Origin of the sequence: Streptomyces sp. SirexAA-E (assembly GCF_000177195.2) — a bacterium.
GTDB lineage: Bacteria > Actinomycetota > Actinomycetes > Streptomycetales > Streptomycetaceae > Streptomyces > Streptomyces flavovirens.
Genome location: NC_015953.1, coordinates 3,300,947 through 3,320,647 on the forward strand (window position 1 = coordinate 3,300,947; position 19,701 = coordinate 3,320,647).

20 protein-coding genes are annotated in these 19,701 nt (G+C 69.9%); 1 reads left to right on the top strand and 19 read right to left on the bottom strand.

All coding sequences use genetic code 11. The features are described from left to right. Positions 1-7 precede the first annotated feature (7 nt). From SACTE_RS14630 to SACTE_RS14670, 9 genes are all read right to left on the bottom strand, one after another. Positions 8-412: a hypothetical protein gene (locus SACTE_RS14630; protein ID WP_019992602.1), complete on the bottom strand. Its 405-nt coding sequence runs from the start codon at positions 410-412 to the stop codon at positions 8-10. Positions 413-517: 105 nt separating this feature from the next. Next, on the bottom strand, positions 518-2,278 hold the full coding sequence (locus SACTE_RS14635) for a relaxase/mobilization nuclease domain-containing protein (RefSeq protein WP_014046804.1): 1,761 nt from the start codon (positions 2,276-2,278) through the stop codon (positions 518-520). After that, positions 2,278-2,943, bottom strand: a complete 666-nt coding sequence (locus tag SACTE_RS14640; RefSeq protein ID WP_014046805.1) for a hypothetical protein — start codon at positions 2,941-2,943, stop codon at positions 2,278-2,280. The genes SACTE_RS14635 and SACTE_RS14640 overlap by 1 nt, the downstream gene beginning before the upstream one ends. Next, on the bottom strand, positions 2,940-3,164 hold the full coding sequence (locus SACTE_RS14645; protein WP_014046806.1) for a hypothetical protein: 225 nt from the start codon (positions 3,162-3,164) through the stop codon (positions 2,940-2,942). The genes SACTE_RS14640 and SACTE_RS14645 overlap by 4 nt, the downstream gene beginning before the upstream one ends. A 101-nt stretch (positions 3,165-3,265) precedes the next feature. Continuing rightward, positions 3,266-4,327: a DUF2637 domain-containing protein gene (locus SACTE_RS14650; RefSeq protein WP_014046807.1), complete on the bottom strand. Its 1,062-nt coding sequence runs from the start codon at positions 4,325-4,327 to the stop codon at positions 3,266-3,268. Next, positions 4,324-4,890, bottom strand: coding sequence for a WhiB family transcriptional regulator (locus SACTE_RS14655; protein ID WP_014046808.1), 567 nt, complete (start codon positions 4,888-4,890; stop codon positions 4,324-4,326). The genes SACTE_RS14650 and SACTE_RS14655 overlap by 4 nt, the downstream gene beginning before the upstream one ends. Positions 4,891-5,009: 119 nt before the next feature. Continuing rightward, positions 5,010-5,717: an ATP-binding protein gene (locus tag SACTE_RS14660; RefSeq protein ID WP_014046809.1), complete on the bottom strand. Its 708-nt coding sequence runs from the start codon at positions 5,715-5,717 to the stop codon at positions 5,010-5,012. Next, positions 5,717-6,736 carry a hypothetical protein gene (locus tag SACTE_RS14665; RefSeq protein WP_014046810.1) on the bottom strand — a complete coding sequence of 340 codons (1,020 nt, stop codon included), beginning with the start codon at positions 6,734-6,736 and terminating at the stop codon, positions 5,717-5,719. The genes SACTE_RS14660 and SACTE_RS14665 overlap by 1 nt, the downstream gene beginning before the upstream one ends. A 1-nt stretch (position 6,737) precedes the next feature. Further along, entirely contained in the window at positions 6,738-7,064 is a 327-nt protein-coding gene (locus SACTE_RS14670; RefSeq protein WP_014046811.1) for a hypothetical protein, read from the bottom strand. A 391-nt stretch (positions 7,065-7,455) separates the two neighbouring features. Between SACTE_RS14670 and SACTE_RS14675 the strand changes: the two genes are divergently transcribed. Beyond that, on the top strand, positions 7,456-8,349 hold the full coding sequence (locus SACTE_RS14675; RefSeq protein WP_014046812.1) for a helix-turn-helix transcriptional regulator: 894 nt from the start codon (positions 7,456-7,458) through the stop codon (positions 8,347-8,349). Between the two features lie 47 nt (positions 8,350-8,396). Here SACTE_RS14675 and SACTE_RS14680 read toward each other — a convergent pair whose 3' ends face one another. From SACTE_RS14680 to SACTE_RS14725, 10 genes are all read right to left on the bottom strand, one after another. Beyond that, positions 8,397-9,584: an amidohydrolase family protein gene (locus tag SACTE_RS14680; protein WP_014046813.1), complete on the bottom strand. Its 1,188-nt coding sequence runs from the start codon at positions 9,582-9,584 to the stop codon at positions 8,397-8,399. Then, a complete protein-coding gene (locus tag SACTE_RS14685; protein WP_014046814.1) occupies positions 9,578-10,726 on the bottom strand; it encodes an MAB_1171c family putative transporter in 1,149 nt (382 codons plus the stop codon). The genes SACTE_RS14680 and SACTE_RS14685 overlap by 7 nt, the downstream gene beginning before the upstream one ends. Before the next feature lie 3 nt (positions 10,727-10,729). Next, positions 10,730-11,167 carry a hypothetical protein gene (locus SACTE_RS14690; protein ID WP_226995161.1) on the bottom strand — a complete coding sequence of 146 codons (438 nt, stop codon included), beginning with the start codon at positions 11,165-11,167 and terminating at the stop codon, positions 10,730-10,732. A 1,273-nt stretch (positions 11,168-12,440) separates the two neighbouring features. Next, a complete protein-coding gene (locus tag SACTE_RS14695; RefSeq protein ID WP_014046816.1) occupies positions 12,441-13,319 on the bottom strand; it encodes a glycosyltransferase family 2 protein in 879 nt (292 codons plus the stop codon). A gap of 39 nt (positions 13,320-13,358) precedes the next feature. Further along, positions 13,359-14,165, bottom strand: a complete 807-nt coding sequence (locus SACTE_RS14700) for a nucleoside phosphorylase (RefSeq protein WP_014046817.1) — start codon at positions 14,163-14,165, stop codon at positions 13,359-13,361. Then, complete coding sequence (locus SACTE_RS14705) at positions 14,162-15,967, bottom strand: radical SAM protein (protein WP_014046818.1); 1,806 nt, start codon at positions 15,965-15,967, stop codon at positions 14,162-14,164. Before SACTE_RS14705 ends, SACTE_RS14700 begins: the two co-directional genes overlap by 4 nt. Next, positions 15,967-17,193, bottom strand: coding sequence for a DegT/DnrJ/EryC1/StrS family aminotransferase (locus SACTE_RS14710; RefSeq protein WP_014046819.1), 1,227 nt, complete (start codon positions 17,191-17,193; stop codon positions 15,967-15,969). Before SACTE_RS14710 ends, SACTE_RS14705 begins: the two co-directional genes overlap by 1 nt. Positions 17,194-17,213: 20 nt before the next feature. After that, entirely contained in the window at positions 17,214-17,741 is a 528-nt protein-coding gene (locus SACTE_RS14715; RefSeq protein ID WP_014046820.1) for an RpiB/LacA/LacB family sugar-phosphate isomerase, read from the bottom strand. Next, entirely contained in the window at positions 17,738-18,445 is a 708-nt protein-coding gene (locus SACTE_RS14720; RefSeq protein ID WP_014046821.1) for a transferase, read from the bottom strand. The genes SACTE_RS14715 and SACTE_RS14720 overlap by 4 nt, the downstream gene beginning before the upstream one ends. A gap of 86 nt (positions 18,446-18,531) precedes the next feature. Further along, positions 18,532-19,623, bottom strand: coding sequence for an NAD-dependent epimerase/dehydratase family protein (locus tag SACTE_RS14725; protein ID WP_014046822.1), 1,092 nt, complete (start codon positions 19,621-19,623; stop codon positions 18,532-18,534). Positions 19,624-19,701: the final 78 nt, after the last annotated feature.

Below are 19,701 nucleotides of genomic sequence, written 5' to 3' on the forward strand. Positions count from 1 at the left end.
TGCTCGTCTACTCCAGGTAGGTGCCGGCGAAGGCGCCGTCGAAGCCGAGCGCGGTGAGGGCCTGCTCGATGCTGGGGTAGTTCGTGACGTCTGGGGTGCCGATCAGGCCGTCGAAGTCGGCGCGGCTGATCTCGGGTTCGAGCCACTGGTTGCCGCACCGGCAGTGGACCCAGACGTTGCGGCCGTGGTTGAGGAGCAGCCAGTCGCGTCGGGCCCGGCAGGTCGAGCACATCACGGGGATGCCGCCGAGGGCGAGTTCGTGCGGGTGGCTGAGGCAGCGGGTCGCGCCGGGGCCGTCGGCCGGCTGCATCTCGTTCTGGAGGTGCAGCAGGGGGTCGGTGCCGGCGGGGAGGACGGGCAGCGCGGGTGCCGGCTTCGTGGTGGGGTCGGTGGTTCTGAGCACGAGCGTCATCTCCCGGTCGAGGGCTTGCTTTCATCCGTAACAGCCGGTGGAGCTGTCTGTCCAGGCATTTCGTGGAGCCCGGTCGGCCGATGGCCGGCCATACGCGCGTGGTGGTCAGCGGCGCGGTGGGCGGCTGCGCGGATCGGAGGCAGCGGGGCGCGGGGCCGCTGCGGGGATGTTCCGTTCGTTGGTGCGGTTGGCCGAGGTCTTCGGCGGGCGGGTGCCGGCCTGTGGGCGGCGAGGAGCTTCGCCCGGGTGGGCGGGGAGCTGGGCGATCCTGCGAAGGCGCCAGACCAGGACGTCGTTCACGTCCGCGGCGGTGTCGAGTTCGCGCATGTTGACGGCCTGCCGCAGGAGGGCCTTGGGGTCGTGGCCTGCCTGCTCGGCCTGGGCGAGGGTGGCGACCAGGGCGTCGGTCTTCGGCACGCCGTCCGCTCGTACGTCCTGCTCCGGCAGGGCCGCGCGGAGGGTGGCTTCGTGCGTCCGGCGCTGGGCCTCGGGGAGGGCGCGACCCTGCTCGTGCAGGACTCGCATCGGGGTGGCGGCGGCCTGTCGGTAGGCGGTGCGCAGGTGCTCTGCGGTCTGTCGGGAGGCGTGGGCCTGCTGGGCGTGACCGCGGGCGGAGTGCCAGCGGGCGGCGGCGAGGGTGACCAGGACCAGGGTGGACAGGAGCATGGCTGTGGTGCCGCCGTCCTCGCCCCGGCCGAGCGCGCCGCCGGCCCGGATGATGCCCCGGGCGGCCGAGCGCAGCGCCCGGGTGTCGGCGTGCTCGGCGCGGACGTGGCTGCGGGTCGCCCGTTCGAAGGCGCGGGCGGCGGCGGCCAGCTCGGCGCGGGTGGCGGCCGGGGAGGTCTGGGCGACCGCGTCCAGGAGTTCGCCGACGCCGACGAGCTGGGCGGCGGCTTCCTCGTCGTCACCAGCTCCGTCGAGGAGGACGGTGGCACGCTCGGCGGTGCCGGTGGCTCCGCGTCGTTCCCGGGCGGGCGGGGACCACTGCTGTCGGCCCTCGGTGGCCGACGGCACCGACTGGTCGATGGTGCCGTCGGTCAGGCGGTGCCGGATCTTCGGGAGGGAGAGGTCGGGGGCCAGTTTGGAGCCGGGGTACCAGACGGGTTCGCCGTGGCGGTTGCGGTCGCCGGGCAGGGCCACGTTGTAGCCGAGCGCGTCGCCGGACGGGGCGTGGCGCACCTTCACCCGCAGGCCCGCCTCGCGCAGCCGGGTGAAGAACTCCTCTTCGTCAGCTGCTCCGGCGAGGGCCTGGCGGACGGCTTCGCGCAGCGTTTCGCGGGAGGTCTCGGGGCGGCCGGTGCGTTCGGCCTTGAACTTCTCGGCGCTGGTGGGGTTCTTCGCGGCGGTGCCGTCGCCGGCGTTGAGGCGGCGCAGGCCCATCTCCTTCTCGATGCGGCGGCATTCGGCCTGGGCCTTGTTGAAGTCGTAGTTCAGGCGCGGGTTGCGCAGGTCGCCTCGGACCAGGGTGGCGACGATGTGGATGTGGTCGTCCGCGTGGCGTACAGCGATCCACCGGCAGCCGTCGGGGTCCCCCTCGGGGGCGATGCCGGTGGCCTGCACGATGCGCTGGGCGATGGCGTTCCACTCCTCGTCGGAGAACCGCCGGTCGCCGGGGGCGGTGCGGACCGAGCAGTGCCAGACGTGCTTGGCCGGTGCGCGGTCGCCGGCCTGTTTGACCCGCAGGTCGAGGGCGGCGGTGAGGCGGGCGAGGGTGACCTGCGGGTCGGGGTCGCGGCCGGGGTCGGGGGCGAAGCCGTCCCAGGAGCCGACGAGGTGCGCGTCGGTGTGCTCCTCGCGCCGGCCAGGGCCGTAGAGGTAGACGAGCAGGCCGTGGGTGCGTGAGCCGCGTCCGATGTCGGGGACCATCACAGCCTCCTGGTCACCAGGGTGTTCGCCGCGTCGTCGACGCGGGCGAGAAGCCGGAGCAGCACGCTCAGTGCGCGGTCGAGTTCGCCGGGGCGGGGCTGTCCGCCGGCGTTGTAGGTGTAGGCGATCTGGTTGATGTTGTTGCCGAGCCGGGCCAGCGCGGTTCGTAGGGCGGCGAGTTCGTCGATGGCGGCGTCGAGTTGTTCGTTGGTGTGCAGGGTGGTCGAACCGCGGGCGGCGGCGAGAGCGGCGGCGGCGAGGAAGCGGGCGACGGTGACGCCGCGCTGCATGGCGGCGGCGGTGATCTCGGCTTTCTCGTCGTCGGAGAGGCGGGTGGTCGTCTTGCGGGCGCGCTCGTTGGGGTTGCGGGTGCGGCGGCGCGGTTTGCGGTCGGGGAAGGCGGGCGTGCTCGGGCTCGGCTGCTCGCGGTGGTCGTCGTGGTCGGCTTCTCCCCCGGTGACCGGCGCCCCCTGGTGCCGGTTGCCCGGCTGGTCCCCGTGCGCCCTCGCTCGGGGACCAGCCGGGCTTCCCCCGCCCTCCGGGGCGGGGGCAAGTGCGTGCGACGGGCCGTAGGACCGTCGTACGCGATAGCTTGCTCCGCCAGGAGCCGTGGTGGGGTCACGCTGCTGCCCAGCCGTGACCACCGCCGGGTCGTCGGAGGTCACCGGCTCGTCTCCGGGTCCTGCTGCTGGATTTCGTGGACGAGGTCCGCGATCCAGTCCATGGCCAGGACCGGGTGGTGCAGGGTCCACGGACGGTCGTGCTGCTCGCGCTGCACGATCCAGGAGGTGTCGGGGCCGGACTGAGCGCGGTGGAGGTGGCCGCGCTGGTGCAGGACGGTCAGCCAGGAGTCGACTTCGGCGGGGGTGGCCGGGTGAGTGCGCATCAGATGTACTCCGCTTCTGCTATGGAGGAAGGTAGGGCGGGTGTGCGAAGCGGGTGACCGGCCGGGGTGACCTGCTCGGCCACCCGCTCCGTACTGTCCGATCAGGTCCGGGCGGAGCTGACCGGCTGTCCGTGCTGCTCGCGGAGCTGGGCCATCAAGGTGGTCAGGGTGTCGCTGGAGAGCGTCATCTGCTGGTCTCGGATCGCCTGTCCGACCACCTTGCGGGTCAGCTTGCCCTCGGCCCTGACCGCTGACCGAGCGATCTTCAGTAGCTCCTCGGTGTCCGAGTCAGATCGCCGGTCACCGGCTGTCCGGGCCCGCCGGTCAGTGACCGACGGGGCGGTGCCCGACGGAGTGACCGGCAGGGCGGTGGACGCCCCCCGGCTGTCCTCGTCGCCGGTCACCGAGGCGGTGTCACCGGGGCGGTCAGTGACCGGCCGCGCGGTGTCCGACTGTCCGGGCAGCTCAGCGGCCTCGTGCGGCTGGCTCCGGTCACTGGTGACAGGGGCGCTGCTGTCCGCCGGAGCCCTGTCCCCGCTGAGCGACCGAGTGGTGGGAGTCGGCTTGTCCAGGGAGAGCGGCTGCCGGTCGGTCCGGGCGGTGACCGGCTGACCGGCCTCCGGCTGCTGACCGACCCGGTCGGTCCGGGTGACCTCTGCGCCGTCGCTCCGGTTGACCTGACCGAGGTGACCGGCCTGACCGAGGTCCTCGCGGTCACTGTCCTTGACCGGCCCCCGGGCGATGAGGATGTAGAGGTGGACAGCTCCAGCCAGGGCCAGCGGTGCGATGGTGGACAGCACCGCGACCACCGTGTCCCCAAGCCGGAGACCGGTGCCGGCGACCGCGTCCTGGTTGATCCGCACCGCGTGGAGCGCGTTGGCCCAGATGCTGGCGGCGGTGGCCGTGCCGACGAGAGTCCAGACGTAGAGCCGGGCGCGCAGCGGGGCATCGCGCAGGACCAGGAGCGCGCGGACGCCGTAGGCGATGAACCCGTCGATCACCAACGGGAAGACGAAGGTCAACAGGCCCCGGACGTGGATGGCGACGGCCATCTGCTGGAGGGCGTCGTACGACAGCGCGCACCCCGCGCCGCCCAGGGCGATGACCACCGCGCGGTCCCAGGCGGATATGTGCGCCGCCTTCGGTGTGCTCGTAGTGGTCATGCCGCCGTCCCGAAGTCGTCGCGGACCGGGTGCTCACCGTCGACCGCGGGTGGCAGGACGGTCTCCTTGGGCTGGTTCAGGGTTCGGTTGCGCTCGGCCCGGCGGATCTCGCGGTATCGCTTCTTGGCGTGCTCCTCGGTGACCTTCAGAAGCCAGGCCAGGCGCTGCTCGCTCACCCCGTGGCGGTAGGCAGCGTGCTCGACCGCGCGGCGCTCGGTATGGGTGAGGTGCACGTCGCGCCCGGCGATGGTGGCGTTGACGCGGCTGTACTCGAGGCGGCTGGGGAGCTTCTCGTGCAGCGGCCCGCGCTCCTCCTCCGTCAGGCCGCCTCGGATCCCGTCGGTGTCACCTCCTTCGAGAGCGGCGTCCAGGCAGGTTCGGCGGACCGGGCACTGGCCGCACAGGGCCTTGGCCGTGGCGATCTTGGCGGTCTCGTCGGGCTCGGGGAAGAAGATTTCGGGGTCAACCGGGTTGTACTCGGTGCTCTGGCAGACGGCGTCGGCCTGCCAGGTCTGGTCGCCGAGCTGGCGGTGGTGGACAGGGCTGTTCATCGTGCTGGTCATGCGGGTTGCTCCGATCGCTCTCCGCGCGCAGGGGCGTCGGCGGAGAGGTGCGCTGGTCGTGAAGTTGCTCGTGGAGGCGCGCAGAGGGGCGCGGCCCGGACGTGGTGACCTGCGGCAGGTCAGGCTGCTGCGCGGTAGCGTCTGCGGTCGAGCGGCTCGAACTCGACCCGGGTGGTCATCTCCGCGAGTCGGGAGGCAACGCGGTCACCGAGGTAGGAGCGGAGGTCCTTGATCGCCAGGTTGGTGGTGATCAAGGTCGGGAGCATGAGGTTGTACCGGCGGTTGATCAGCCGGTACGTGATCTCCTCGACCCACTCGCTCGTCTTGGCCGCGCCGAGGTCATCGACGATCAGCAGCGGGCACCGGCTGACGGCCGCCAGCTCCCGCTCGCTGTCGACCCCGGGCCGGGGGCGGAGATCGGCGTACAGGTCGGCAGCGGTGCTCGCGCGCCAGCGCACGCCGACCCCGTTCCGCACCAGCGCTCGGACCGCGCCGTACGCCTGGTGCGTCTTGCCCGCGCCGACGACCCCGGCCATCAGGAGGCTGGGCCCGGTGGTGACTTGCCGCCGGGCTCCCCGGCTGGGGGCGACGGCCGCTTCGGTCACCTTCCCGACCCAGTCCAGGACCATCGGGTGGTCGGCGGCAGCCGCCTGGTAGCGCGGGGGCATCCCGGCCAGGAGGGCGTCGAGCGGGGAGAACGGCTCGGGGTCGTCGGGGAGCGCGGCGGCGTCGGCCGGGTCGATGTTGCGGGCGGCCAGGATCCGGGCCATGCGCTCCAGGGTGCCTTCGTGGCCGAGGAGCTGGGGTTCGCGGTGATGGGTGTGCATCACAGCTCCTCGGCGTAGGCGGCGGAAGCGTTGGCCGGGTTGGTCCACGCCTGGTGAGCGGGCACGTTAGGCCGGATTCCCGGCCGCGCCAAACCGCCGGGGCGAGCGTTCATTGCCTCGTTGACCATGCTGGTCAGCACGCTCGGGTGCCTCGGGTTGGCCGCGAAGTTCGCCAGCCCGGCTCGGATGTGCTCCGGTGCGATGCCTTCGTCAAGGAGCTTCTTGGTGATCCGCCCGAGGTGTCCGATCACGTCGTTCGGGGGGCGCTGGTCGCACCCGGCGACGTACTCGCCGACGAGGTCCTTGGCGGAGACGCTGGGTGCGGGCGCTGTGCGCCCCGTAGGGACAAGAGATCCAGGATCCACGATCCTAGATCCAGGCGCCGAGCCTTCGGAGAGGCTTCGGGGAAGGTTCGGGGAGTCCTCGGAGAATGCGGTCTGACCTGCACTCTTAGCACCAGCTCGCCCCGCTGTGCCGATCGCGCCGTCGACAGCCTCCTGCCGGTCAGCGACGGACTCGTCTGCGTGGTCCGGCGTCGTCGAGGCGGATACGGCAGGCAGATCGAGGGCTCGGGGAGCCCTCCCGGAGGTCTCGGCGAGCCCTCCGGGAGCCGTGGACGACCCCTCGGTCCGCCGGGAGCACGAGCCCTTGCACGGTGCGCACCGATCGGCGGCCTGGTGTTGCGGGCACGAGGGCAGGCGTGACTGGCTCGGCTTGTCGATCTTCTGGTGCTCGGACCAGGTCACGATGTGGAGGTAGCGGCGGCCGTCGCATCCGGTGTACCGGCAGATCAGACCGGCGTTCGCGAGCTGGTGGAGGTCGTCTTCGACGTGGACCGAGGTGTGCTCGGCACGCAAAGGCCAGAGGAGCCCTGCGATGATCGCGGCGTTGTCCCGGTGGCGACCGTGGTCGTCGGCCTGGGTGAGCATGCCGAAGAAGGTCCGCTCGGCCGTCACGGTCACTTCGGCGAGTGACTCGGAGGTGAACGCCTCCGGCTTGATGGTTCGGATCCTGGGCATGTCAGCGGCCCCGCTCGGCGGCGACCGAGTCACTGCGGGTGAGGGTGGCATCGGCGAGGCGGAAGGTGTGCGGGCGGGTCCAGTCCTCGTCCGGCCAGACCCTCAGGATCCAGCGGGCGGCGACCCTGGATGTCGTCCGGCCCAGCTCCATCGACCGACCGGCCTCGTCCTGCACGATCGTGTGCGGGTGGGGCCACACCTGCGCCGGGTCGGTGAGGCTGACCCGGATGGTGGCTGCGCCGGGGATCATGTCGGCGAGTTGGGCGGCGAGGCGGTGTCGGCGGCTGGTGTCCGGGCAGGCCGGGATTCCGCTCGGCATGGCAGGCATGCGATACTCCGTGGTTCGTAGGAGCGCGGTGCGGTGGTTCTCGTGCAAAAGCCCCGCCGCCCGCGAGATGTGAATCGGCGCCCTTCGGGGCGCCGGCCCGGCGCTTGGGAGCTGGTAACTCCCGGGCGCCGGTTCTTCGTTGCTTCGTCGTGTTACGGGCCCTCGGCGTGCATCCCCTGCCCCCTCCCTGACCCGCGTTCGGTCGGCACCCCCTCTTGCCGGGCGCGCCGAAGGAGGTGTTCTCCTCCTCAGCCTCACGCCCTCGGCAGGCACGCAGCCTGGCTGGGAGGGATGCACGGCACCCCGTTTTTCGGTAGTCTGAAGCTATCCCGGTTCGCGCGAAAGGTCAACGAGTCGATAGTTCTTCGACTCGGACGAAAAAGAGGTCTCGATGCCAGCTCGCCACTTCGACAGAACAGTGGTGCGCGCCGTACGGCGGGCTGCCGAGATCCCGCAGGCTGGAGTGGGCGCTGCCGTCAGCGCTGCGGAGTCAACCGTGGCCGGGTGGGAGGCGGGATCAAGCACTCCGGACCAGGAAAAGCTGCCGGGCATCGCACGTGTACTCGGGAAGCCTCTGGATGAGCTGTTCCCCCGTAAAGGCTCGCCCGACCTAACGGACTTGCGATGCGACGCGGGCCTCTACCGGTACGAGGTGGCGAAGTTCATCGACACGAAGAGTGACGGCCCGGTGGCTGCGGCCGAGAGCGGCGTGCGGCGACTCAAGCCGAAGTACGTGGCGAAGCTGGCAGCGGCGTACGGCGTATCGGAGAAGGCGCTGGAGCAAGCCCAGGAGCGCTCGTTCGGAAACGTCGTCGAAGAGGCCGGAGACAAGAGCGTCGCAGCCGCCGAGGCCGAGGAGCATCCCCGCGCTCTCGGGGAGAAGATCAGCTTCCTACTGGAACACTCCTACCCGATGGGCGCAGCTCCAGGGGATGGAGAAATCGCGGAGGCGGTGAACCGGCATGCAGGGGCAGAGGTGGTCACGGCCAAGGAGGTCGAGGCCCTCCGAACAGGTGCCGGCGACGCCGACGGCCCGGCCCCCGTTGTCCTGGAGGGCCTTGCAGAGTTCTTCGGCGTAGAGCGCATGTACTTCGAGCCGGACGAGGCCGTCGCCCGTCAGGTGTACCAGGGAATTCGTGTGTTGCTCGCATCCCGGAACGGGACGATCGGACGGGTTCGGGCTCGTGGCCTCGGCCCGGAGGGTCTGTCGCCCGAGGTTCTCTCGCTCCTGACGGACCTGCAGGCCGAGTTCGAGAAACAGGTCGACCCCGCAGACGACAAGTAGGACCCTGCCCTCCGCGCCTCTGGAGGGCAGGGCTCGGTCAGCCCCGACTACTCAGCTGGTGCGTTCGGCTCGCGTCGCCGACCGGAGGCGAATACGGCCGTGATGTTCTGGAGGGCATCGAGATCCGAGAGCGGGTCTCCCTCGACAGCGATGAGATCCGCGCGGTAGCCCGGAGCGATGCGGCCGGTTGTGGAGCCGAGCCCGAGGGCCGTGGCTGCGGCAGTCGTCGCCATGTTGATGATCTCGGCGTTCGCCAGGCCGAGGTGGGCGTAGAACGAGAGGGCCGACACCAGGCCGTTGAAGGTGGCACGCTGCACTCCGGCGTCCGTGCCGGCGATCAGCTTCACACCCGCGTCTGCCATCTGGCGTACCAGGTCGAACATCTCGGCGGCGCGCTCCTCACCGAAGATCGCAGGGAGCATTCGCCAGTGGGGGCTTACCGCAGGGCAGACGGTGATGCCACGGTCGATGATCTGCTGGACCACGTCCCGGCGGAAGTCGAGGCCGTCGCCGGTCATCCACGTGCAGTGCTCGATGGTGTCCACTCCGGCATCCACGGCTGCGGTGATGCCGTCGGCTCCGTGCGCGTGGGCCGCGACGGGGACGCCTGCCGCGTGAGCCTCATCTACGAGAAGTCGCAGTTCCGCTGCGGAAAACTGGGATTCGTGGCTTGCGGGCCCGCCCCGGGTGAGCCCGCCGCCAGTGACCATGCATTTGATGACCCCAGCGCCTCGTTCGAGGTTGAGGCGGATGAGGGCGCGGATCTCGGCTTCGCCCGAGACCTCACCGCCGAGGAAGTGGCAGTGCCCGCCGACGGTGGTCAGGGGCGTGCCTGCGGAGACGATCCTCGGTCCTGGCGTGCGCTGGTCGGCAATTTCCGCAGCCAGGCGAAGTGCCAGTCCGTTCCGGTCTCCGAGGTCACGGGCCGTGGTGACGCCGCTGATCAGCAGTTCCTCCGCGCGACGGCGCATGTCCGCGAGCAGGGCCTCATCCGTCGAGTGCTGGAGAGCGGACACGGGGTCGGGGCTCCCGTCGAAAGCGAGGTGTACGTGGGCGTCGATCAAGCCGGGCAGAAGCGTGCCGTCGAACACCGACCGCGGCACGTCGGCGTCGGTCTGCTCCTCGATCTCCTTGCGCGGCCCCACAGCCACGATCGAGTCGCCCTCGATCAGGACGGCGCCGTCGTCCAGATACGTGCCCGTGTCGACGAGCACACGTCGTCCGCTAATCAGCATGGTGCCTCCTTGATCGTGAGGGGGGTCGCGCGGTCTGTCACCAGCGCGTCGGACACCGCAATCAGTTGTTTCACATCTGCCGCTCGATCGCTCCCCAGCGTCATGGCGAGGGGGACCGCCCGGCGGGGCACGGGGGCCCCTTCCTTGATCCGGGCCGAAGCGCGCCGTAGCCGAGCTGCCAGCTCATCCGAGTCGGCGTCGGGCGCTGTGATGCCGGTGTCGTCTACCAGGAGGTACGGGCTGAGGGCGACCAGGCCGTCTCTGATCTCCACGATGCGGCGGTGGTAGCGGCGGTGGACTCCCCGAGCGCGTCGTCGGTCGTGGGCGGACGAGGATGCCGGCGGCAGAACGTTGTCGGGGAACGCCTCGGCCAACAACTCCCAGAGGGCGGCGAGGCGCCGGTAATCACGTCGGTGCTGGAGCCAGAGTTTCGAAGAAGATATTCGGGCGCGGACCCCCGAGTAGGTGATCCCGGCCGTGAACAGAAGGATGGATGCGACCAACAGGAACGCGACCGCAGCCATCAGACGCTGGGGTACCTCGATGTCCGCCCAGCGGACGGCCACGATGACAGCCCTGATCGCGCAGGCCACGGCCATCGCGCCCAGACCAACAGCCGCCATCCACAGTCCTGTTGCGTGGGGGCGCCGGGACATTCGGGCGTAGGTGCGGGTCCACCTGGCGGCGAGGCCCAGGACGTACGTCAGGTAACACCCGGCTCCGCCGTAGAAGACAGCGATCTGCGGAACCGTCATGTCCGCGGTGCTGAAACTGCCGGCGAAGACCTCGTGCGGCACCGATACGGCAGCCAGGGTGATGACCACCACGACGGCCACGACGGCGACCGCCTCCTTGTTCGCCCTGCGACGGCTCGCCTCCTCGTCAGCCGCAGAGTAGAGGTAGAAGCACGTCAGGAAGTACATCGAGACGATCAGCAGCACGTTCTGGACCAACTTCGCCGCCCCGTGCCCCGCCACCGTGTCGACGCCGGTCGCGCCTCCCGGCATAGCGATGGGGTAGGAAAGCGTGGCGCAGAGGAGGCAGAGAGTCACCGACCGCAGAGGCGCGTCGTGGGGGGTTCGCCACAGCTTGTAGAGCTTCCAGGCAAGGGCGCCCACGAGCCCCAGGAGTAGCAGTTCCACGGGTTACAGCCATCCTCGCCGGTCTCCGAGGGCCGACTGCACACGCCGCAGAGACGGGTCCTCCGAGAGGGGCGTCGAGTCGTCCAGCACTGACGCCCACTCCAGGACGATCGTCGCCGCGAGTTCGACGGAGCACTCCTCGCCGTCGTCGTACGTGCACCGGCGCGCGACGCGCTTGATCGTCTTGGGGTCGAATACCGGGAGCATGGCGGCCCAGCCCTCCACGAGTACGGCCGACTCTTCTTCGGGATCGAGCGCGGGGGTCTGCTCCGCCGCTTCGGCCGGCGCCTGCTCGGCGTCCTCGGCCTCCGCCACGAGGATGTGTCCTATCTCGTGGAGCTTGATGTGATCTTGATGCAGGCGGGTCGTCTCCTGCTGGTACAAGATCACGTCGTAGTCGTCGTACTCGACCCACATCCCCGTCGGTCCTGGCTTCGGCATCGGTGCTTCCCGCAGGTAGAGGGGCCGACCACGCCGACGGCTGAGCGCCTTGCACAGCTCCTCCACGTCCAGCGGCGGATGAACACCGAGGTCTCGAAGTTCCCGACGTAGGAAGCGATGCAGGTCCTTTTCCACCGCCCGACGGCGGCCCGGTCCTCTTCGGGGCTCTCCGCCCCGGGTCGGCCCCGTGGGCTCAGTCCGAAGGATCTTCCCAGACCACATGACAAATCCCTTCTACCGGTTAGCTCCCCCCGAGCTAGGCGCGACCGCGCCGCTGACTCTCAGTCCCCTCCGCGTTGGCCCGGCGAGCGGAGTTGCCCTTCGGCTGCATCCAGCGCGACACCGTCGCGGCCCAGCAGGGGCCTAAACCGCATCGACGCCTCATGTCGCTCTAGCGAATGAGCAACGCATTCGCCACTCGCCGCGCCGAGGCTTCGGGAACTTCTTGGACAGTACGCGAAAGGTTAAGCAGAGATTGACCGAAAACTCAGCAGCGGTCGGTTCAGCGAACGCATTCGCACTTCGCGACAAACTGCATAAAAAGCCCATGAGGGCATGCTGATCAACCCTCTGACGTGCGCTTTCACCTGTCACCGCCGAGGGTGCGCCCCCAGGGGCCGATCGGCCACCCCGTTGTCAATCCGAGATACGTCACACCAAAACCCGACATGCGGTCGGTTACAAATAACGCAAATCTCCCAAGTGGTCACACGCGGATAGCTCCACTATCAGACATAAGGCGTTAACCGGGCCAACCGCTCGAACGGACGTGATCCAGCCAGCTTCTTGACCTCGATGGGCGGCCCGGGAGGAAGCGTCAGACGATCAGCTCACCGCCCGGCGTTCCGCCGAACACCGCCGATCCGTCCGTTAACAGTCGCAAACTTCGCCGAGTGGAGGCTCGCGAGCGCGAAGGTGCGCGGCGGCCGTCCCACGGTCTCGACTGCGGAGGGTCCACGGAGGCTCACGCTTCTTCCGCCTCTATGAACCTTCGCGCCTGTCGACGCAGGTCAGCCCAGCCGGTCATCCGCCCGGATCGCGCCACCCAGTAGGGGTGTGCCGCCAGGCGGGCCGAGAGGTATCGCAGCCTCGACCTGGCCGCCCACCCCAGGGGAGCCCGTTGCCCGTCGATCAGCTCGGCGTACGTCCGCTCCCAGTTCGCTTGAAGGAGTACCAGGTCACGAGGGAAGGGGAGAGGTGCCATACACCCATTAGGCCATTTGTTCGATTTTTGCGGCAAGCGCGACTACCCGACCGTGGTGATTCGAGAGCGTCAGAAGACAGGCGGTCGCCCGGCCGTCGTGAGCCGGAGCACGGTTCGCCAGGACATGGGCTGCCTCGGGCCCTGTCCGCCGGCGAGCCCTTCGCGGAAGCCGGCGAGCGTGACGCGGAGGGCTCGCCGGTCGCGGATGCGCCACAGGGTGATCAGGCTCCAGGTGGCGAGGTTGAAGGGGACGAGGAGGCGGGGCAGGTTGCGGCGGGCAACCCAGACGCGGTTGCGGGCGTTGAGCCGGTAGAAGGTCTCGTGCCGGGCCGGGTTGGTGGCGGGGTGGTGGACGACGATGTCGGGGACGTACCGGCCGGTGCAGCCCAGGTTCCACAGCCGCCAGGCCAGTTCGACGCCTTCGTGGAAGAGGAAGAAGTCACCGGGCCAGCCGCCGGCTCGGTCGTAGGCGTCGCGGCGGACCATGACGACGCCCTCGGCCATGACGGTGACGATGCCGGGCCGGGTGGGGTCCGAGGCTCGGAGGCGGGGTACCCAGCGGCGGAGGGTCTCACCGGTCACCGGATCGCTGATGCGCGGCTGTACGTACGCGAGCTGGGGGTCGCGGTGAAGTTCGGCGATGAGCCGGGCGAGGGTGTCGGTGTCGGGCAGGTGGGCGTCGTTGTCGAAGAAGAAGAGGTAATCGCCCTTGACGTTGTCGGCCCCTACGTTGCGGCCTTCGGGGATGCCGACGTTCTCGGGCAACGTGACCGTGCGGACGCCTGTGGGGATCTGCTCAGGTTCGCAACCGTTGCCGACCACGACGACGTCGAGGTCGATGCCTTCCTGCGCGAGGAGCGAGGCCATGGCCCGGGGGAACTCCTCGGGCCGGTCGTTCATGGTCAGGACGACCGCGCCGACCGTGGGACGCGAGGCGCCGGTGCTCACAAGGATGCCCTTCTGCTTCTGTTCACGAGGAGTTCAACCCTAGTGTTCGCCGAGGGGCGGCGGTGACGCCGTCGAGGTGTGGAGCGCTTGCGCCGCTGCGGCAAGCGCCGTGTGGAGTGCGTGTTCGGTGTCCGGCGAGTGCTGGCGCGGGCGGCGGTCGACGAGGGAGTCCGCGATGGCGAGGACGGTGGAGACGGCGACCGTACGGCAGTGGCCCACGGCGAAGACCGCGGCGGCTTCCATGTCGGCGGCGAGGATGCCTTCGGCTCCATACCGGGTGACTTCTGCCGTCGTCTCGCGGTACGGGGCGTCCGTGGTCCAGATCGGGCCCCGCGTGACCGGTAGGTCGTACGGGGCCAGCGCTTCGGCCAGGTACTGGGTGAGGGCGGGCGATGGTGAGGCCGTCCGGCCAGGTGGCAGGTAGTGGTGGGAGAGCCCTTCGTCGCGCAGCGCGCTCCTAGCCACGACGAGGGAGCCGGGGCGGAGGTCGCGCTGGAGGGAAGCGGCGGTGCCGACGGTGATGATCCGCTGGGTGCCGAGCGCGGCCAGCTGCTCGACGACGAGGCCGGCAGCCGGGGCGCCGAGGCCGAAGCCGCCGCACAGGGCAAATCTGCGGCCCTGGCCCTCGACCAGGTGCAGGCCGCCGCGCACCCACCCCGGGCGAGGGCGGGTGCGGTACGTACGCAGAGCGTGCCCCAGGATTCGCCCCTGGTAGAGGAGGACCACTCCGTCGAACGTGGAGAGGTCCGCATCAGGGTCGGTGGTCCGGACGTACGCGGCGTGCTCGGCCGGGTCGGGTACGGCGGGAAGGGCGTGCTTGCCCGGGTGGAGGGGGAAGCCGTTCACCCGAGGGTGCTCTCGCGCTCGTAGAGGGCGGTGGCCAGTTGCTGCTCGGCGGTGGTGTTGACGTGGTTGAGGGTGTGCCAGGGCAGGACGGGCTCATCCATGTGCCGCAGGTGGCGGTCGTACGACAGGCCGCGCCGGGCGAGGGCCTCGACGAGCTGGTCCTTGGTCACCGTGTGCAGGTCGATGTTCGCGTCGTAGAGGTCTTCCAGGACCAGCCCGATCCGGCGGTCGCCTCGCGAGCAGATGACTTCGAGGTGCATGTGGCTGGCGCCGAGGTCGAGGACCCGGAAGTGCTGTTCGAGCTTCTCATCGCCGACGAGGTCGCGCAGGCGGTCCTCGATCTGGGCGGTGTAGGTGTGGACGAGGTCGGGGTCGCTCATCCGCAGGCGCTGGCTGGCGGTGCCGGGCTTGGGCATGAACTGGTGGAGCTTGACGATCACCGTGCCGTCGGGGTGCCCGAGCCGGTCCAGGACGTCCTGGGCGTAGTCGGCGATGGCGAGGCGGTCCGCGTCGCGCTCGCCGGGCGCGCCAACGATGAAATAGAGCATGACGGTGTTGACGTCCTTGCTCTTGCGGCACAGTTCGATGGCGTTGTCGACGCGTTCGCGGCGCTGGGTCTTGCCGTACATCGCGACGAGGTCCGGGGAGGCCCACTCGGGGGCGATGGTGATGATGCCCCGGGCCTGGTCCAGGTTCAGCTCGGTGAACAGGTGCCCGAACTCTTCGAGTTCGGTGACCGACTCCAGGTAGTCCGCGGTGAGTTCGTCCGCCCGGATGGAGCCGATGATGGTGGTGACCGTCTCCCCTTCGGCTGCCGCCCGGCGGGCGTAAGCGCTGATGTGGTCCAGGAGTTCGCGGCGGTGTCGGTACTGGGTGAACGTGGGCGAGCTGATGATGATCCGCCGGATCTTCTGCGCTTCGAGCCGGTCGATGTAGTCCTTGAGCATGCCGATGGGTGCGTGGCGGAACGGGGGGACGCCGAGGTTGCAGAAGTCGCAGGAGTGCCGGCAGCCGAGGGTGGGGTGGATGCCGGCGGCGGTGCCGTCGCTCTTGGGGTAGACGAAGTGGGCGGGGTGCAGCTCCCGTACGGGGAGGTAGGCGGGGCTGGCCTTCGTGGGAACGGTCAGCTTCTTCGGGGTGACCGCGGCGACGCCGCCGCCGGGCAGGTACTCGCAGGTGTACAGCGACGGTACGTACAGGCCGGGGATGCGGGCCAGCTTCTCGTACAGGCTGACGCCGCTTCCGGGCTCCTCGCGGTGGGCGTGGACGACGCGCAGCAGTTCGAGCAGGGATTCTTCGGCTTCGCCGAGGGCGATGACGTCGAGGTAGTCGGCCATGGGCTCGGGGTCGGCGAGGCCGGAGTTGCCGCCGACGACGAGTGGGTGCTCGCCGGGGATCCGGTCGGCGCTGCGGCGGGGTACTCCGGCGAGGTCGAGCTGCTGGAAGACGGAGTGCAGGCTGCCGGAGTTGATGACGGAGACGCCGATCACGTCCGCCGTGCCGACGGGTAAGGGCGACTCGATGCTGCGGTAGACCTCCCCTTCCGGCGTGGTCACGTGGTTCCCCTCGCGGACCAGGCACTCGTAGTGCAGGGCGCGCTCGGCGACGGCGGGGACGTCCTTCGTACGGTTGATGAGGTCGTGCAGGCCCATGGGACCGTTGCCCATCAGGCTGAAGGCGTGGCCGTACGGGATCATGAAGACCATCCGCAGCAGTCCGCCGGGGTCCTTGGGTTCGTACGGGTCGACCAGGTGGATCTCCCGGTCGCGGATGCCGTCGATTTCGGCTCGGAGCTGGGACATCAGCCGTTCTCCTTGGCGGTGGTGGTGGCGGGCTGGAGCTGGGCGACGTCGGTGGTGGCCCGGCGGACGGCGTCGTGGACCTGGGCCTCCTCGTCCTCGGTCATCTGCGGATGGAGGCAGGGGCACAGCAGGCGGGCGGCGAGCTGCTCGGCGCGCGGGCAGCGCTGGCTGGCGGTGTGGGCGCGGATGAGGTCGTGGCCGAGGTAGGTGACGGGGTCGGAGACGATGCTGCCGACCCCGTACCGGTCGGCGAGCACGTCCATCAGCTCGTCGCGGCCCCGGCCCGCCCACGCTTCGGGGACCAGAAGGTTGTGCCGGTAGTAGAGGTGCAGGCCCTTGTCGAGCGTCGGAGGCAGGGTCAGCTCGGGAATGTCGGCGAGGGCCGCCGTACGCTCGTGAGCCCGGGTGACCCGGGCGGCGTTCATCTCGTCCAGGCGCGCGAGCTGGATCAGCCCGACCGCGGCCTGGGCCTTGGTCAGCAGCTGGTTGGTACCCCAGCCCGCCCGTCCGCCGTACGTCTGCAGCCCGCGCAGCCGCTCGGCCAGGACGTGGTCGTCGGTGGTGACCATGCCGCCCTGGCCGAAGGTGGTCATCAGCTTCTTGGACTCGAAGGAGAACACCGTCGCCCAGCCCTCGGACCCGACGCGTGCTCCGGACGGGGTCCGGCCGCCGCAGGCGCGGGCGGCATCCACGATCACGACCGGCGGCCCGTGCACCGGGTGCGGGTGGCGGGCGGCCAGTTCGACGAAGCGGCCGATGTCGGCGCTCGCGCCGTTCCAGTGGGTGACCAGGATCGCCCTCGTCTGCGGGCCGATCCGCTGCTCGGTGTCGGCGAGGTCGAGGTTGAGGGTGACCGGGTCCGGCTCGGCCAGGACGAGTCGGCCGCCCTGCCCGATGACCGCGATGTGCGGGCCGACGAAGTTGATCGCGCAGGAGATCACCTCGTCCCCCGGCTGCAGCTCCAGGGCTCGGAGCACCATCTCCATAGCGGTGCCGCCCGAGTTGAACGCCAGGGCGTGACTCGCCCCGGTGTAGCGGGCGAAGGCGTCCTCGAAGCTGGTGACGTACTCGGCGCCGCGCCAGCCCGTACGCCAGCTCTCCGAACCGAAGACGACCATGCGGATGGCGTCGTGCTCGGCTCCCGTGTACCAGCCGCCCTGGGCCGGCTCGAACGGGATCGTCAACGCTGCGGTGGTGCGGGGAACGGTGCTGCGGTTGGTTGGCATCGGCGTTCTCCTCGTACGGGTCAGGGAACGGGCGGGGGGAGGATGCGGCCGGTGCACTCCAGGTCGTGGATCATCTGGACCTTGCGGGCGGCGGACGCGGTCGGGTCGAAGCGGTGGGCCAGCCACTCCTCGGCGAGCTGCTTGGCCAGGGCCAGGCCGATGATTCCAGCGCCAAAGGTGAGGACCTGGGCGTTGTTGGAGAGCACGGAGGCCCGCACGGACAGGGAGTCGTGGGCGGTGACGGCGCGGACGCCGGGAACCTTGTTCGCCGCGATGGCGACCCCGAGGCCGGTGTGACAGATGAGCAGGGCCCTGTCGACGGTGGCCTCGGCGACGCGCCGGGCAGCCTCCTCGGCGATCTGCGGATACGCGCCTTCGGAGCGAAGGTGTACGCCGATGTCGAGTACGGACGCGACGAGGCGGTGCTTCCGCAGGTGCTCGGCGAGCGCGTCCTTGTAGTCCTGGCCGGCACGATCGGCGCCGATGACCAAGTGCAGGGGAGGCAGTCCGTCGGGCCCGGCGACGGGAACCCGGTGGGGCGCGGTCACGGGAGCATTTCCTGCACGCCCGCGTTGCGGCTGCGTATGCGCGTCTGTGCGGTGTGCGGGGCCGTGACGACGGAGTTCTCGGGGACGGCGCGGATGGCGAGGGTGACGCCGCTGTCGATCTGACTGTGCCGACCGACGAGGACGCCGGGGCCGAGGCTGATGTTGTTGCCGGTCTGCACCCTGTCGCCGATGACCGCGCCGAACTGCGCGGTGTCGCACCGGTACGCACCGCCTCTGGTGCGCAGACAGATCTCGCGCTCCGGCGCGGACATGTCGGCGCTGACCGCGATGGCGGCTACCGTCACCCCGGCCGACAGGTGCGCTCGGTTGCCGACGATCGTCCGGTTGATGCCGATGCGATGGCCCAGAACCGCCCCCTCACCGACGAACGCGGAGGTGACCTCGCAGTTGAAGCCGACGGAGGCCCCGGCGCACAGCACACTGCCCTTCCGGACGGTGGAGAACTCGTAGACCTTGGCGTGCGGGCCGACGATGACGTCCTCGCCCACGATGGCCTGCGGGTGAATGAACGCGGTCGGGTGGATACGGCGGTCGCCGAGCAGACTCAGGGCCTCGCGGTGGAGGTCCGGCCACCGGGCGAGGAAGTCGGCCAGGTCGTACGTGTGCAGGCGTCCGTACGGTGTGGCGGCGAGCTGTTCGTCGGTGGGCGCGGTGACGTAGGTGCCGAGCGGGAGAGGTTCCATCGTGTCCGGCTTTCGTAGTGGGAACGGGTCGTCAAGGGGCGCCGCGCCGGCACGCGTGCGCCGGGACTGCGGAAGGCGGATCGGGCTCACAAGAGGGCGGTCTCGGTCAACCAGCTGGGAGCGGCCTGCGGCGTGCGGCGGAGCCACTGCACGTAGCGCTCCACCCCTTCCGCGACTGTCACGGCCGGTGTCCAGCTGAGAACGGCTTCCATGCGGCGGATCGAGGCGTACCCTCCGAGCGGATCACCCGCCGGGAGAGGTGTCGCCAGGAACTCGGCGTTGGGGAAGTGGCCCCGGACGAGTTCGGCGACGTCCCGGATGCTGGTGGCCGTGCCGCTGCCGATATTGATCGTCTCGTTGTGAGCCCTCGGACTGGTCAGTGCGCGAAGGGTTCCTTCGGCGATGTCATCGACGTGAGTGAGGTCGCGGACCTGCTGGCCGCCGCCGTTCAGGTGGAGGGGCAGGCCGAGGGCGGCTCGGGCGGCGAACCACGCCACCACCCAGGAGTGGCTGTTGGGTTTGATCGTCTGGGGTTCCCCGTAGACGGAGAAGTAGCGGACGATGGCATAGGAGATGCCGACCTGGCCGAGCACGACGCTGGTCTGCTGCTCGCCCCACACCTTCGTGGTGCCGTAGACCGAGACCGGCCGCAAAGGGGCGCTCTCGTCGAACCGGCGGGGGAGCCGGCCGTGCACGGACTCCAGAAGTTCCCGGAAGTCGGCCAATTCGGGGTTGCGGGTTTCCGGCGGTTCGCCGTCTCCGTAGACGCTGGCGGAGGACACGAACACCATGCGGCGTACTCGGTTGCTCGCTGCCACGGCGTCGAGGACCGTCTGTGTGCCAGCAATGTTGACGTCGATTGCGGCCGACGGCTCCCGGGTGCACGCGGCAACGTCCGCGAGGGCGGCAGCGTGGATGACGTAGTCGGATTCCGCGGCGAGCCTCCGCACCAGGGCGGTGTCTCGGATGTCGCCGGTCACCGTGTCCGGGTCAGTGGTGTCGACACCGAAGAGGCCGGAGTAGACACGCTCGGGGTAGGCGCTCATGGTGCACAGGGCGATCGGGCGGGCACCCAGTTGCTTCAGCCGGGACGTGATTCGGGAGCCGATGAGCCCTGCGCCACCGGTCACCAAGACCGTGGCACCGTTCAATTCGGCGAAGGCGGAGCGGTTGTGCACGATTCCTCCTGAATAGGTCGGGTGGTGCTCGTGACGAACAGCGACGACTGAGATACGTAGTCCGGTGGTGATCGGTGG